The sequence below is a fragment of the Nocardia aurantia genome (genome assembly GCF_009604425.1).
Taxonomy (GTDB): Bacteria; Actinomycetota; Actinomycetes; order Mycobacteriales; family Mycobacteriaceae; genus Nocardia; species Nocardia aurantia.
In genome coordinates, this window is record NZ_WEGI01000003.1 from 247557 (window position 1) to 261938 (window position 14382).

Annotated in this window: 14 protein-coding genes; 5 read left to right on the forward strand and 9 right to left on the reverse strand. The window is 69.8% G+C overall.

Translation table 11 applies throughout. From position 1 onward, the window contains the following. Positions 1 to 2: 2 nt before the first annotated feature. Positions 3 to 941: an SDR family NAD(P)-dependent oxidoreductase gene (locus NRB56_RS07580; protein WP_153339820.1), complete on the reverse strand. Its 939-nt coding sequence runs from the start codon at positions 939 to 941 to the stop codon at positions 3 to 5. Between the two features lie 102 nt (positions 942 to 1043). Between NRB56_RS07580 and NRB56_RS07585 the strand changes: the two genes are divergently transcribed. Next, complete coding sequence (locus NRB56_RS07585) at positions 1044 to 1889, forward strand: helix-turn-helix transcriptional regulator (protein ID WP_153339821.1); 846 nt, start codon at positions 1044 to 1046, stop codon at positions 1887 to 1889. Here NRB56_RS07585 and NRB56_RS07590 read toward each other — a convergent pair whose 3' ends face one another. Then, on the reverse strand, positions 1890 to 2768 hold the full coding sequence (locus NRB56_RS07590; protein ID WP_153339822.1) for a TetR family transcriptional regulator: 879 nt from the start codon (positions 2766 to 2768) through the stop codon (positions 1890 to 1892). A gap of 138 nt (positions 2769 to 2906) precedes the next feature. On the opposite strand from NRB56_RS07590, the gene NRB56_RS07595 reads away from it, so the two are divergent. From NRB56_RS07595 to NRB56_RS07610, 4 genes are read left to right on the forward strand one after another with little or no spacing between them, the layout of a single operon-like run. Next, complete coding sequence (locus NRB56_RS07595; RefSeq protein WP_319942695.1) at positions 2907 to 4118, forward strand: acyl-CoA dehydrogenase family protein; 1212 nt, start codon at positions 2907 to 2909, stop codon at positions 4116 to 4118. Beyond that, entirely contained in the window at positions 4115 to 5167 is a 1053-nt protein-coding gene (locus NRB56_RS07600) for a phosphotransferase family protein (RefSeq protein WP_153339823.1), read from the forward strand. The genes NRB56_RS07595 and NRB56_RS07600 overlap by 4 nt, the downstream gene beginning before the upstream one ends. A gap of 15 nt (positions 5168 to 5182) precedes the next feature. Beyond that, positions 5183 to 5944 (forward strand): SDR family NAD(P)-dependent oxidoreductase, encoded by a 762-nt coding sequence (locus tag NRB56_RS07605; RefSeq protein ID WP_153339824.1) that lies wholly within the window; start codon positions 5183 to 5185, stop codon positions 5942 to 5944. A 17-nt stretch (positions 5945 to 5961) separates the two neighbouring features. Further along, positions 5962 to 6723, forward strand: a complete 762-nt coding sequence (locus tag NRB56_RS07610; protein ID WP_153339825.1) for an enoyl-CoA hydratase-related protein — start codon at positions 5962 to 5964, stop codon at positions 6721 to 6723. A 6-nt stretch (positions 6724 to 6729) separates the two neighbouring features. On the opposite strand, the gene NRB56_RS07615 is transcribed toward NRB56_RS07610, so the two are convergent. The 7 genes from NRB56_RS07615 to sigJ all read right to left on the reverse strand — a co-directional run bounded on the left by NRB56_RS07615 (position 6730) and on the right by sigJ (position 14334). Beyond that, positions 6730 to 7020: a DUF1330 domain-containing protein gene (locus tag NRB56_RS07615; protein ID WP_153339826.1), complete on the reverse strand. Its 291-nt coding sequence runs from the start codon at positions 7018 to 7020 to the stop codon at positions 6730 to 6732. Positions 7021 to 7043: 23 nt separating this feature from the next. Further along, the gene (locus NRB56_RS07620; RefSeq protein WP_319942696.1) at positions 7044 to 8060 is read right to left on the reverse strand and encodes an LLM class flavin-dependent oxidoreductase; all 1017 of its coding nucleotides are present in this window, start codon (positions 8058 to 8060) and stop codon (positions 7044 to 7046) included. Between the two features lie 91 nt (positions 8061 to 8151). Continuing rightward, complete coding sequence (locus tag NRB56_RS07625) at positions 8152 to 9246, reverse strand: LLM class flavin-dependent oxidoreductase (protein WP_153340391.1); 1095 nt, start codon at positions 9244 to 9246, stop codon at positions 8152 to 8154. A gap of 124 nt (positions 9247 to 9370) precedes the next feature. Then, on the reverse strand, positions 9371 to 10684 hold the full coding sequence (locus NRB56_RS07630; protein WP_319942697.1) for a sensor domain-containing diguanylate cyclase: 1314 nt from the start codon (positions 10682 to 10684) through the stop codon (positions 9371 to 9373). Between the two features lie 53 nt (positions 10685 to 10737). Then, the gene (locus NRB56_RS07635) at positions 10738 to 11877 is read right to left on the reverse strand and encodes a terpene synthase family protein (RefSeq protein ID WP_319942698.1); all 1140 of its coding nucleotides are present in this window, start codon (positions 11875 to 11877) and stop codon (positions 10738 to 10740) included. A 226-nt stretch (positions 11878 to 12103) separates the two neighbouring features. Beyond that, entirely contained in the window at positions 12104 to 13312 is a 1209-nt protein-coding gene (locus NRB56_RS07640) for an NAD(P)/FAD-dependent oxidoreductase (RefSeq protein WP_153339828.1), read from the reverse strand. Positions 13313 to 13392: 80 nt separating this feature from the next. After that, positions 13393 to 14334, reverse strand: coding sequence for an RNA polymerase sigma factor SigJ (gene sigJ, locus NRB56_RS07645; RefSeq protein ID WP_153339829.1), 942 nt, complete (start codon positions 14332 to 14334; stop codon positions 13393 to 13395). Between the last annotated feature and the right edge of the window lie 48 nt (positions 14335 to 14382).

Here is a 14382-nt window from a genome sequence, read left to right on the forward strand (position 1 = left end):
GATCACCGCCGCGCGGCCGCGCGCTCCAGCAGTTCGCCGGTCGCCTCCCATAATCGGCTCTCCCGGTCGCGGTCGTGGGCCACCGGCTGTACGTCGGTCAGCTCGGTCTTCACCACGAACGCGCCGTCGCGCAGTTGCGCCCATCGGTCGTCCAGTGCCATGGAGGCCAGTAGCGGACCGGAGCGGCGTGGTGTCGACACCCCGGGGATCCGGCCCAGGAACCGGCCGATGGCCTGCATCGCCGCCGGTGCGCCCCGGCCCAGCGCGGTGCCCGGCATCCAGCCGGGCTCGAACACCGACACGCCGATCCCCGCGCCGGCGTGCCGCTGCAGTTCGTGGGCGCAGTACAGAATCGCCAGCTTGGCATTGGAATAGGCGACGCCGGAGGCGGTCGTCCCCGGAACCTCCGGGCCGGAGGCCGGGCGGGCGAGGTCGACCGGATCGGCCCACCGCGCTTCGGGTACGTGCAGCAGCCCGCGCCAGAAATTGGCGTGATAGGTGTTCGAGCCGAGCAGGACGATCCGCGCGGGAGCGGTGAACGAGCCCAGCAGATCGCCGATGAGCTGGGCGTGCGCGAGATAATTGACGGCGAAGGTCAGCTCGTAGCCGTCGGGTGAGGCCTGCCGGGTGTCGGCCGAGGTGATGCCGGCGTTGGCGATCAGCGCGCGCAGCGGCCGCACCGCACCGGCGTCGAGCAACTCCCGCGCGGCGGCCGCGGCGGCACGGACCTCGGCCAGGCTCGCCAGATCGCAGCCGATCTCGTGAACGCGGGCGCCCCGCGCCCGAGCCTCGTCGGCGACGGCGGTCAGGTCCCGCCCAGGGCGCCCGACCAGCAGCAGATCGGGACGTTGCCCGTCGGGTCGATCGGCCATGGCCAGCACGGCGTGGCGCCCCAGGTTGCGGGTCGGGCCGGTGATCAGAACAGTTCCGGATCGGTTCATGAACCCAGGTTGCGCGCCCGGCCGGCCCGCGAACAGCCGTCCGGTTTTCGTAGGACCACCAGGGCCAGGACAACCGACGGCGCCCCGGGCAGACTGGGCAGTATGGAACCGTGGGAGTTCGGCCCGACGGTCCGCCGCTGGCGCGACCGCGTGCCGCCCGAGAGCCTCGGTGTGCCGGTCGGCCGCCGGCGCCGCGCGACCGGTCTGCGTCGCGAGGAGTTGGCCGCCCTCGCCGGCATCTCCGCCGACTACCTGACCCGCCTCGAACAGGGCCGCGCGACCTCTCCGTCGGCGCAGGTGGTGGAGGCCCTGGCCCGCGCGCTGCGCGTCTCCGACGCCGAACGCGACCAGCTGTACCGGCTCGCGGGACACGCCACACCCGGCCCGGACGTCGTCCCGTCCCGCCTGACCCGCAGCGTGCAACGACTTCTGGACCGGCTGTCGCACACCCCGGTGGTCGTATACGACGCGAGCTGGACCCTCGTACTGGCCAACGCCCCCTACGACGCGCTGCTGGGCGAGACCACCGGCTGGCGCGGCCTGGAACGAAATGCCGTGTGGCGCAACGTCACACATCAACCCACCCGCGTCGTGCACGCCCCACGGGAACAGGCCGAGCACGAGGCCCGTCTCGTCGCCGACCTCCGCGGGACAGCCTCGCGCTATCCCGCCGACCGCGCCCTGCGCCGCCTGATCACCACCATGACCGCCGACAGCCCGCGCTTCGCCGAACTCTGGAACAGCGAGAATCCACCCCCCGCGCCCGACCCGTCCCGCCACAAGACCATCGACCACCCCGCGGTCGGGCGGATCACCCTCGACTGCGACACCCTGATCGTCGCCCAGGACGACCTCCGTATCACCGTCTACACCGCGGAACCCGGCACCGAGGACGCCGACCGCCTGGCCCTGGCCATCGTCCTGGGAACCCAGTCCCTGGTGCCCTGATCACGAAAGTGGCAGGGGCGCGGCACTGTTCGGCCGCGCGCGGGTCGCGTTCAGGAGTGCCAGGGCGAATTCGGCGTAGGTGTGGGCGATTTGCTCGGGGGTGGCGGGGCCGTCGTCGCGGAACCATTGGGGGATCGAGGTGCACATGGTGGTGATGGCTCGGCCGGCGGTGCGGAGGTCCTCGGTGCGGGTGCGGCCCTCCCGGGACGCGGTGTGGATGGCGTCGTCGAGGATGCGCTGGAGGCGGTTGCGGGAGTCGGCTATCCGGGATCTGTTGGCGTCGATCAGGCTGCGCATCTCGCTGGCGCCGATGAAGGCGAGGGCGCGGCGGTGGGCGTGGAACAGGGCCAGGGCCTCGACGATGTGGGCCACGCGCTCGACGCTGTCGGAGGCGTCGTCGGCGGCGGCGGTGACGCGGCGATGCAGGTCGGTCATCGTCAGGTCGAGGATTTCCACCAGCAGGTGTTGTTTGTCGGGGTAGTGGTGGTAGATGCCGGGCACGCTCATGCCGGCCCGTTGCGCGATCGCGCGCATCGTGGTGCCGTGGTAGCCGGTCTCCACCATGGCGTCGACGGCGGCGGCCAGTACCGGATCCAGGGTCAGTGGGGGGTAGTCGCGCCAGTCGGCCGGGTGCGGGCGAGTAGGGGTGGGGCGCCGGGGGTTCGGTGGTTCGGCGGCGGTGAGCAGCTGGGCGACGGGGACGTTCAGGGCCTCGGCGAAGGTGCGCAGGCGCGTGACGGAGACGCCGGTCTTGCCGTTCTCGACGGCGCTGACGGTGGCCGGGCTGACCCGCACACGCCGGGCCAGGTCGCGGATCGTGAGGCCCTCGGCGAGCCGGAGCGCCCGGATCGTCGCGCCGGCGTCGTGTGTGTCGTCCATGACGGGCCATTCTGTTCAGGAATCCTGAACAGCGCAAGGGCTGGCTCCGTTGTTGACGGCGGTAACTCCCATATGTGAGAGTGAGCTGTCCATCGTTGACCGAGCGAGCGCTCGGTAAGTCGCGAGATGAGGTAGGCAGTGCCGATCGATTTGACCTACTCCTCCGAGGTGACGGCGCTGGTCGACCGGACGAGGGATTTCGTCCGCGCGACCGTCCTGCCGATCGAGGATCGTCACCACGGCGATATCGCCGCCGCGGGCGGCGACGGGGTCCGCAAGGATCTGCAGCAGGCCGCGAAGGAGGCCGGCGTGTTCGCGCCGCACGCGCCGCTGGAGTACGGCGGCCTCGGGCTGGGGATGTCGGATCGGGCGCCGGTCTTCGAGGAGGCCGGCTATTCGCTGTTCGGGCCGGCCGCGCTGAACATCGCCGCGCCCGACGAGGGGAACCTGCATCTGCTGGCGCATGTCGCGTCGCCGGAGCAGCGGCACGAATTCCTGGCGCCGCTGGCGGCCGGGGACGTCCGTTCGGCGTTCGCGATGACCGAACCCGCGCCGGGCGCCGGATCGGATCCCGCCGCGCTGACCACCCGCGCGGAGCGGCACGGTGGCGGCTGGCGGATCAACGGGCGGAAGTGGTTCATCACCGGCGCGGACGGCGCCGCGTTCATGATCGTGATGGCGCGCACGTCGGGGCAGCCCGGTCAGCGCGGCGGGGCGACCATGTTCCTGGTGCCCGCCGGCACGGCCGGGTTGCGGGTCGGGCGGCACATCGGGACGCTGGACAAGTCGATGCTCGGCGGCCACTGCGAGGTCGACTTCGAGGATGTGGACGTTCCCGATTCCGCGGTGCTCGGTGAGGTGGACCGCGGTTTCGAGTACGCGCAGGTCCGGCTCGGCCCGGCGCGGATGACCCACGTCATGCGCTGGCTGGGCGCCGCCCGCCGCGCCCACGACGTCGCGGTCGAGCACGTGGCGCGGCGGGAGGGCTTCGGCGGCCGCATCGGCGATCTCGGCATGGTCCAGAAGATGGTGGCCGACAACGAGATCGACATCGCCGCCACGCGGGCCCTGCTGGTCCGGGCCTGCTGGGAACTCGATGCCGGTGAGGCCGCGGGCGATTCGACCTCGATCGCGAAAACCTTTGCCGCCGAAGCGATCTTCCGGATCGTGGATCGCAGCGTGCAGATGTGCGGCGGGCTGGGTGTGTCGGAGGATCTGCCGCTGGCCCGGTTGTCGCGGGAGGTCCGGCCGTTCCGGATCTACGACGGTCCCTCGGAGGTCCATCGGTGGGCGATCGCCAAGCGCCGCATCGGCGCCGCGAAGCGCGCGCTGCGGGAGAGCGCCCGATGACCCTGCCGGGCATGGACCTCGCGGCGGTCACCCGCTTTCTGACCGAGCGCGGCGTCCCGGTTCGCGGCGAGCTGACCGCGGAGCAGATCAGCGGTGGCCGTTCGAATCTCACGTTCAAGCTGTCCGACGGCACGTCGGCCTGGGTGCTGCGGCGGCCCCCGATCGCCGGGCTCACCCCGTCCGCCCACGACATGGCGCGCGAGTACACGGTGACCACGGCACTGCGGTCCACCGCGGTACCGGTCGCCGGGACCGTCGCCATCGACCGGGAGGGCGCGGTGCTCGGGGCGCCGTGCACGGTCGTCGATTTCGTGCCGGGGCTCGTGGTCCGTGACCGGGACGATCTCGCCGCCCTGACCGACGCCCAGGTGCGTGGCGTCACCGATTCCCTGATCGATGTCCTGGTGGCGCTGCACGCCGTGGACCACCGCGCGGTGGGCCTCGAATCCTTCGGCCGCCCCGAGGGTTACGTGTCGCGCCAGGTGCGTCTGTGGGCCCGGCAGTGGGAGCAGGTGAAGACCCGCGAACTACCCGACGCCACCCGATTGGCCGCGGCCCTGCTCGATTTCGAGCCGCCCGCCGCCACATCGATCGTGCACGGCGACTTCCGGGTCGACAACACGATTCTCGATCAGGATCGGCCGGAAGTCGTTCGGGCCGTGGTCGATTGGGAGATGTCCACGCTGGGCGACCCGCTCACCGACCTGGCGTTGATGTGTGTCTACCGCGATCCGGACTTCGATCGGGTGCTGGGCTCGGCGGCCGCGTGGACCAGCGACCGCTTGCCGTCGCCGGACGAGCTGGCCCAGCGCTACGCGGTGACGTCGGGCCGCGATCTCGGCCCGTGGGACCACTATCTGGCCCTGGCCAACTTCAAACTGGCCGTCATCGCCGAGGGCATCGCCTACCGCGCCCACCAGGGTGCGGACGCCGGCCGCGGCGCGGTCGCCGCGGCCGACGCGACACCGGTGTTCATGGCGGCCGGACTGCGCCTGCTGCGGCACCCGCATCGCGGTGCCGATACCGTCACAGCGACCAACCACTCGTAGGGCAGGGATCTTCTGATGAGCATTCTCGACAAGTTCCGGATGGACGACCGGGTCGTCGTGGTGACCGGCGCCTCCTCCGGCCTGGGCGTGGCGTTCGCGCGCGCGTTCGCCGAAGCCGGCGCGAACGTGGTCCTGGCCGCGCGGCGGACGGCGAAGCTGCAGGACACCGCCGAACTCGTCCGTGCCGCCGGCCGCGAGGCCCTGGTCGTCGAGACCGACATCGCGTCCCCGGAGCAGGCGTACAACCTGATCGATACGGCGTTCGCGCACTTCGGCCGCGTCGACGCCCTGATCAACAACGCCGGCATCGGCACCGCCTACCCGGCCACGCACGAGACGCCGGCCCAGTTCCGCGAGGTCATCGACGTCAACCTCAACGGCGCGTACTGGGCCGCGCAGGCCGCCGGCCGGGTCATGAAGCCGGGGTCGTCGGTCGTGAACATCTCGAGCATTCTCGGCCTGACCACCGCCGGACTTCCGCAGGCCGCCTACGCCGCCAGCAAGGCCGGCCTGATCGGCCTGACCCGCGACCTCGCGCAGCAGTGGGGCACCCGCAAGGGAATCCGGGTCAACGCGGTGGCGCCGGGCTTCTTCGAGACCGAGATGACCGACCACTACAAGCCGGGCTACCTGGAGAGCATGAAACCCCGAATCGTGCTGGGCCGCACCGGCGATCCCGACGAACTGGCGGCGAGCGCGGTCTGGCTGGCCTCCGACGCCGGCGGGTACGTCACCGGCCAGACCATCGTCGTCGACGGCGGCGTCACGATCGCCTGATCGGAAGGAGCGGCCCGATGAGTGCCGAACCAGCGGTCACGGTCGAGAAACGCGACCGCACAACGATTGTCACGCTGAATCGGCCGGCGAAGCGCAACGCGATCAACCCGGAGATCACCGCCGGTCTCGACCGGGCGCTGAACGAATTCGAGGACGATCCGGAGCAGTGGTGCGCGATCCTCACCGGTGGCACCGAATTCTTCTGTGCCGGTGCGGATCTCGCCGCCGGCGCGGGTGAGCCCACCGAGCGGGGCGGGATCGCCGGGATCATGACCCGGGTGCGCGCCAAACCCCTGATCGCGGCGGTCGAAGGGTTCGCGCTCGGTGGTGGTTTCGAGCTCGTCATGTGCTGCGATCTCGTCGTCGCAAGTCGCACAGCGCGTTTCGGCCTGCCCGAGCCGAAGCGCGGGCTGATCCCGGACTTCGGCGGCGCGTTCCGGGTCACCCGGCTGCTGCCGGCCAACATCGCCCGCGAGATGCTGCTCACCGGAGACGATCTGGACGCCGAGCGAGCGGAGCGGCTGGGCCTGGTCAACCGGCTCGTCGAGCCGGGCGCCGCGCTCACCGGCGCACTGGAACTCGTGCACCGGATCGCCGCGAACGCGCCGCTGGCGATCCGCGGCGCGCTGCGGATCGCCAACACGGCCGTCGCGGGCGACGAGACCGGCCTGTGGGCCATGACCGAGGGCGTGCACGCCGGACTACTGGCCTCGGCCGATCTGCAGGAAGGTCTCGCCGCGTTCTTCGGCAGGCGAGCGCCGGACTGGAAGGGACAGTGAGGCCGGTCAGAGCCCGGTGATGATCGCGGCGTGACTGTCGGCGGCGGCCTGGCGCAGGGGACGGGCCGCCGTGTACGAGTCGGATTCGTACCAGGCCTTGGCCGCCTCCGGTGAGTCGAACTCCATGAGCACCGTCTTGCTGCCGTGCCACTGCCCTTCCAGCGTCTGCACCTGGGTGTCGACGGCCAGGACGCGGGCGCCGCTCGCGGCCAGCGACGGTGCGGCGGCGCGGCTGTAGGCGGCCATACCCTCGGGATCGGTGATGGCTTCGGTGACGATGACGTACGCCTTGGGCATGGCTGCTCCGTTTCGGGTGGTGGTCAACTGAATTCGGGAATGACTGTGGCGGCGAAGGTTTCGGCGTACTTCACGAATTCGCCCGGCGGCAGTCCGGGCGGCAGCATCATCATGAAGTGCTCGACGGGGGTCCGGGTGAGCCAGCCGCGGAACATGTCGACGGCCTGCCCGGGTGTCAGGATGGTGAGCGTGCCGCTGGCCTCGAATTCGGCCAGGGTCATGGGGGAGAGGACGGTGTCGTCGGCCATTCCGGTCGCGGCGCGGTCCTCGTCGTGCCATTCGCCGTAGGTGTTGTTCACGTGGTGGTAGTAGGGGCCCAGTTCGTGCATCGCCTGCTCGGGATCCTCGGCGACCACGACGAAGGTGCCCTGGATGCGCACCCGGCCGCTGTCGGGATCCTTTCCGCACGCACGGAGTTTCGCCCGATACTGTTCGACGATTTCGAGGTTGCCGAAGTAGCCCTGACCGTATCGGGCGGCGCGTTCGAGGGCCCGGTCGCTGAATCCGCCCAGGTAGAGCGGAATGTGGCCGCGTTCGGGTGCCGGTGTGATCGCGGCGTTCTCGACGGTGAAGTGTTTTCCGCTGTAGGTGACCGTCTCACCGGCCCAGAGCTTCGTGACGATGTCCAGGAATTCGTCGGTGCGCCGTCCGCGCGCGGAGAAGTCGACGCCGTAGGCCGCGGCCTCGCGCCGGCGATAGCCGATGCCCAGTGCCATGTCGAGCCGGCCGCCGGAGACGATGTCGAGTATCGCGCAGTCCTCGGCGAATCGGACCGGGTGGTACAGCGGGGCCAGCGCGACCGCGGACCCGAGCCGGATCGTCTCGGTGCGCGCGGCGATCGCGGCCAGCATCACCAGCGGCGACGGCATGTAGCCGTCGCTCGCGTTGTGGTGCTCGGGGACCCACGCGCCGGTGAATCCGGCGGATTCGGTCCAGGCGATGAAGTCCAGGGTCTCGGCGTAGACATCCGCCCACGGCCGGTGCCAGCGGGCCGGGTTGCGGAAGTCGTAGAGGTACCCGAAGGAGATCTTGCCGTTCACGGGCCCAACCTAGTCAATCCTCATAATGATTGCAAGACTTGACGATCGACAGGTGGTCAGGCCCCGGGTCCGGCCGCGAGACAACTTCCGGTCAACCGGCGCGGGCCCCGACCAGCGGCAGCACGCCCTCGCCGAACCAGTAGGCCTCCTCGATGTGCGGCTGGCCCGACAGGACGAAATGGTCGATGCCGACAGCCCGGTACTGTTCGATCAGCTCGGCGACCTCGGCGTGACTGCCGACCAGCGCGGTTCCCGCACCGGGGCGTACCAGGCCGTAACCGGCCCATAGCCCGGGATACACCTCGAGATTGTCGCGGTCCGCGTTCAGCGCCAGTTGCCGGCGCTGCCCCTCCGACTCGCCCTGCGCGAGCCGGGCGCGGGCGAGGTCGATGATCGCGGGATCCATGCGCGACAGCAGGTTTCGTGCCTCGGCCCACGCCTGCTCGCGGGTGTCGCGGGTGATCACGTGCGCCCGGATGCCGAATTCGATCCGCCGGCCGTACCGATCGGCTCGTGCGCGCACGTCCTCGATCAACTCGGCCACCGCGGCGGGAGGTTCGGTCCAGGTGAGATAGGTGTCGACGTTCTTGGCGGCGACCTCGCGGGCCGCGTCGCTGGCGCCGCCGAAGAAGATCTGCGGAGTCGGCGCGGGGGCCGGGGCGACCATCGCGCCGGTCACGTCGTAGTACGTACCCGCGAAGTCGCTCGGCCGGCCGGTCCAGGCCTTCCGGATCACCTGCACGAATTCGTCTGTGCGGGCGTATCTTTCGGACTTGGTCAGCCGGTCGCCGAAGCGCGCCTGTTCCTCCGCGTCGCCACCGGTCACGATGTTGAGGGCCAGTCGGCCACCGGAGAGCTGGGCGAAGGTGGCCGCCTGTTGCGCCGCGAGCGTCGGGGTGATCAGTCCCGGCCGGAACGCGACCAGGAATTTCAGGCGCGTCGTCGCCGGGATCAACGCCGCGGTGGTGATCCACGCGTCCGCGCACCAGGTGCCCGTTGGTGTCAGCACCGCCTCGAATCCCAGCTGCTCCGCGGTTTTCGCCACCAGCGTCAGGTACTCCAGACTCGGCGGGCGGTGGGCCGAGGCGGTCCCGATCACACCCGCCGACTGCAGTGCGCCGATCACCTCCCGCCCGTCACCCGATGTCGGGAGATACCAATGAAAATGGGGGTCGCCGCCACCCATACCACGCACACCAACTTCCCGGCCCGGCACGATCCGTTCGAGCCGAAGGCGGTGTCCACGATCCCATTCCGGCCTCGGCCCCCGGAAGATTTACATCCCGGCTGATCCGAATCGCGGAAACCGGTCAGGCGGGCGCGTCGAGAGTGTGCAGGATCCAGTGCCCCTTGTTGTTGGTCTTGGCGTAGTACAGGCTGGTGTCGGCGGCGGCGAGCAGTGATTCGGGATTCATTCCCGGGACCGGGGTGACGACGGCGCCGATGCTGGCCGAGATCGTCATCTCCCGGCCGTTGACGCTGATCGGGTCCACCAGCGCCGACAACAGGCGGTTCGCGATCACGGTCAGCCGGCCCGTGTCGGCCGGGGGCAGGATGAGGGCGCCGAACTCGTCGCCGCCGATCCGGGCGATCAGGCAATCGTGGTCGCCGACACTGTTGCGCAATCGCGTGGCGACCGCGGTGAGCGCCTGATCGCCGATGCTGTGCCCGTATCGGTCGTTGATGGCCTTGAAGCGGTCGATATCGATGAAGAAGAATCCGGCGCGGTCGTCGGGACCCGCGGTGGCGACCAGTTCGTCGATGCGCTCGAGGAGCAGCCGGCGGTTGGGCAGGCCGGTCATCGGATCGTGCCGGGCCTGCCGATGCAGTTCCTCCTGCTGCCGGTGCGTGTCGGTCACGTCGGCGCCGACGGCCAGCAGGTAGTCGGGATTCCCGGCGACGCCGGGGACATAGGTGATGGCGAACGACATCCACCCGACGCTGCCGTCGGCGCGGATCAGCCGCCGTTCCAGTTTGACCGTGCCGGACCGGGCCGGAACCAGCTTGTCGTACAACAGCGTTCGGATGTGGTCGCGGTCGTCGGGGTGGGCGAAGTCGTAGACCGAGATTCCGCGCAATTCACCGACCGGAACGCCGATCATGTCCGCCAGGCCGCGGTTGGCCTCCAGCAGGGTGCCCTCGGTGTCGCCGATCGCGATCGCGGCCGCGATGTGGTCGAAGACGATCCGGAAGCGGTTGTCCTGCGCGTTCTCGCGTTGCCCGGCAACGGAATCCGGTGCGCGCAGGGCGATCGTCCCGGCTTCGTGACCCTGGCCGAGCGCGGTCAGCAGGGCCGCGATCCGGCCGGGCGCCTCGGCGTGCCGGATGTGACCGGCCAGCCGGTGCAGCACCTGCGCCGACACCACGGGAACACGCTGGTCGGCAAGGCCCGCCGCGACCAGCGCCCGGCCCGCGGTCGCTCCCGGCGACGCGTCGAACGGATCGGCCGTGGCGGCGATGCGCAGATCATCGATCAGTCCGGACAGTAGTCGCTGCGGGTCGTCGACCGAACCGGGCACGAAACCATGTGCCGCCAGCACCTCCCACCATTCTCGCGCCAGCGTCGAACGCTCGCCGTCATCCACCACATCCCCTTGCACCACCGTGTCGCGCTGTCCCGGCACACCCCACTCCGGCAACAGCGTCAGGACCTCTACTCGAACAGACCGTCCCGAATCTACCGCGTGTTTCGGGTGCGGTCACGGTGATTGTCCGGTTGCCTGTTCTCCGCGAAGATCGAGCTTCCTTTGTACCGACTGGTCTCGATCTGCCATACCCAACTGGCTTGTACGCAGCAGCGCAGATCGAGCAGATGATCGGCGACCGGATCGGTCGTCGCCGGATCGTCCGATTCGGCGCACCGGTCGTACAGCGGCTGCCAAATCCGGCGGAAGAGGGTGAATCGGTCACGCACGATATCGCCGGCGGCCCGCACGGCGTCGCCGAGATCCGCACCGGCATTGTTCAGCAACCAGATCGGGATCAGGTTGAAATCCGCGCCGTCGACGATGCATTCCTTCTCGAAGGAGAACATGTCGTTCATGAGCGCGCCGATATCGGCGGTGAGACGCTGCAGCCGGCGCAGGTCCGTCTCGATTCCGGCCGCGCGGATCCGGTCCCAGGGTAGATAGGTGTCGCGTCCGTATTCGCACAGCGCGATCGCCGGGTACATGCCCGAAACCCGGGCACGCAGATCGATGTATTCCTCGACCGATAGCAGATCCCCACGGGCCCGGGCGTTCTGATCCCGGATCGCCGTCCGGAGATGGTCGCCGGTCGAGTCCAGGATCCGGTCCACCGAACCCGGTTCACCGTTCGCGATCAGCTCGGCCACGAATTCGGCCGTGGCGGCCTCGACCGGTGTCGGTTCGGAGTCCGTCCGTCTCGTCTCCAGCAACCGGCACAGGCTCTCGACCGTGTCCCACGCCTGTGCCTGCTCGGTGGCCGTCAGGTGGGCGAACTTCTCCCGGCCGACGGTGTCGTTGAGCCAGAACAGGATTGCGTTGTAGTTGCCGATCAGGGTCATCCGCTCGGGCGTGACCGCCCGCGGATGCAGGAAGGGCGTCATGCTGTTGTAGTGCGCGCCACCGGCTTCCAGCCAGATTCCGTGCCTGCGACAGAACGCCTCGACCGCCGCACACGCCTCGACCCCGAACTGATTGGGCCGGAAGTCCTTGCAGTACTGAGTGATTCCACACTCCGGCGTACTGAACAAATCCTCCAGTGACCACTGCGGCCCGTCCCGCACCAGCCGCTGGTGATCGGCCCGCATCGCCGCGAGCCGCGCCTCGATCGCCGCCACATACCCGCCTGCCACGGCGACTCCCTTTCCGGGCTCAGCCGCGCGGCCGCCTCGGCCGGAACCTGGAGATTCGGTTCCACCCGAGGCGGCCGCGTGGCCCGGTCGCCGACGCGCACCCTCACCGCAATCAAACCAAGCGACCGGTAGCCTTACGCTTCAACGTTATCGCGGCGCGGCGCGATCGGCGCGGTAACCGGCCGTCCAGTCTGCCAGCAATCGGTCCGATCAGGCGGAACGTCGGTTATGAGCGCATTCCCGGCGCCGGAGAGTCGGTCGCGACCGGAGCCGCGGCCGTCGCGACCACGTGGCGACGCCGGCTCGGCACCATCAGGGTCGGGTGGCTGACGTTCCACGCGGTGCCCCGGCAGATCAGTTCCTTCACGCGCGCGCCCTTGCGTCCGACCTCGACCTTCGAGGTCGGCTGATCCTCCTCGGTCACCTTCTGCACGATGGCATCGTGGCGGCCGAGGCTGATGCACTGGCGGCTGTAGCCGATCGGGGCGTCCGGGATCTCACGTCCGGTCAGCCGGGCGGCGATGGCGTCGGCGCCCAGCCAGGCCATCGGGGATGCGGTGGCGCAGCCCATCCGCAGGGTCCTGCCGCCCACTCCGGCGGCGTGCGCGGCATCGCCGATGGCGTAGACGTCCGGGTGCGAGACCGAACGCAGCGTGGCGTCGACGACGATGCGACCGGCCTCGGAGACGGTGAGCGTGCCGGCGGCCGCGATCGGGTGCACGGCGAAACCTGCTGTCCAGACGGTCATCCGGGCCGGAATCTCCGCGCCCGATCGGGTGACCACGCCGTTCTCGGTGACGCGGGTGACATCGGCGTGTTCGTGCACGGTGATGCCGAAACGCTCGAAAGCGGCGCGCAGGTAGGTTTGCGCCTTCTCGTCGAGCCAGTCGCCGACGCCGCCGCGCGCCGCCACGGCGACTTCCAGATCGGGGCGCGCTTCGGCGATCTCTGTCGCGGTCTCGATAGCGGTCAGGCCGCCGCCCACGATCAGGACGGTGTCGCCCGCCACCAACGCGTTCAGTCGCTCCCGCGACCGCAGTGCGGCCTGCTTGCTCGCCACATTGTGGGCGTGCTCGGCGACGCCGGGCACGCCGAGATCGGCGATGGTGCTGCCCAGGGCGTAGACCAGGGTGTCGTAGGCCAGCGTGCCGGCGCCGTTCTCGCCGATCAGCTCGACGTTCTTGCGGTCCGCGTCGACCGAATCGACCCACGCGATCCGCACCCGGACGCCGGTGCCCGCGAACACCCGCCGCAGCGGGCGGACCGGCAGGTCCTGGCCTGCGGCGAGCTGGTGCAGGCGGATCCGTTCGACGAAATCGGGATCGGCATTGACCAGGGTGATCTCGACGTCGTCGCGGTGCAGCCGCTTGGCCAGGCGGCCGGCGGTGATGGCTCCGGCGTAGCCCGCTCCCAGGACGACGATGCGGTGCTTCATGGTGTGCTCCTGTCTCGGTGGGTTCGATACCTGAACCGGACGGAGTCACGAATGCTGACAGCTGTCGACTGTGATGTGGGTCACCACAACTCGGCCAGCGGTTCTCGCTGTGCGTAAGTGGCCCACTGGCGGTTGGCATATGCCAGCTTGTCGGGGTTGACGAGGCCGTGGACAGCGGCGATGCCGTCGACGGTGACCTCCAGGACCGCGATGCCGACGATCCGATCCTCGGACACCAGCACCAGCGCGGGCATGCCGTTGGCGATGGCCGCGAACATCTCGGGCTTGCCGCCGAGCGTGTTCCACGTGCCGTTCGAGGACTTGATCGCGAGACGCACGAACCGTGCGACGCGCTCCGCGCCGAGAAGCGGCCGGCTCAGCGTCGCGACGAATCCGCCGCCGTCGCCGATGATGGCGGCATCGTCGGTGAGCAGCGCCACCAGCCGCTCGGTCTGCCCACTGACCGCCGCGGCCAGGAATTCCGCCACGATTCGTCGAGCGGCGGCCTCGTCGACCTCGATGCGCGCCCGCTCCGTCGAAAGATGTTGCTTGGCGCGGCGGTAGATCTGCTGGCAGTTGGCTTCGGTGATGTCGAGCAGGTCGGCGATCTCGTGGTGTGGGTAGCCGAAAGCCTCACGCAGCACGTACACCGCCCGCTCCTTGGCGGTGAGCCGCTCCATGAGCGTGAGCATGGCGATCGATACCGAGTGCCGCTGCTCCACGGTGTCGGCCGGGCCGAGCATCGCGCCGCCGGCCAGCACCGGCTCCGGAAGCCATTGCCCCACATAGATCTCCCGGCGGGCGCGGGCCGAGTCGAGCTGGTTGAGGCAGAGATTGGTGAGCACCTTGGTCAGCCACGCCTCGGGCGTCTCCACGTACTCGCGGTCGGTCGCCTGCCAGCGCAGGTACGTCTCCTGCACCGCGTCCTCGGCATCGCCGGCCGAGCCCAGCAAGCGGTAGGCGATCGCCTCCAGGCGGGCCCTGGAGGCTTCGAACAGATCGGCCTCGCGCGTGGGAAACATACCGACATCGTCGGCCATGCGCACCGGGCCCGTCCACCCGCGAGGAAT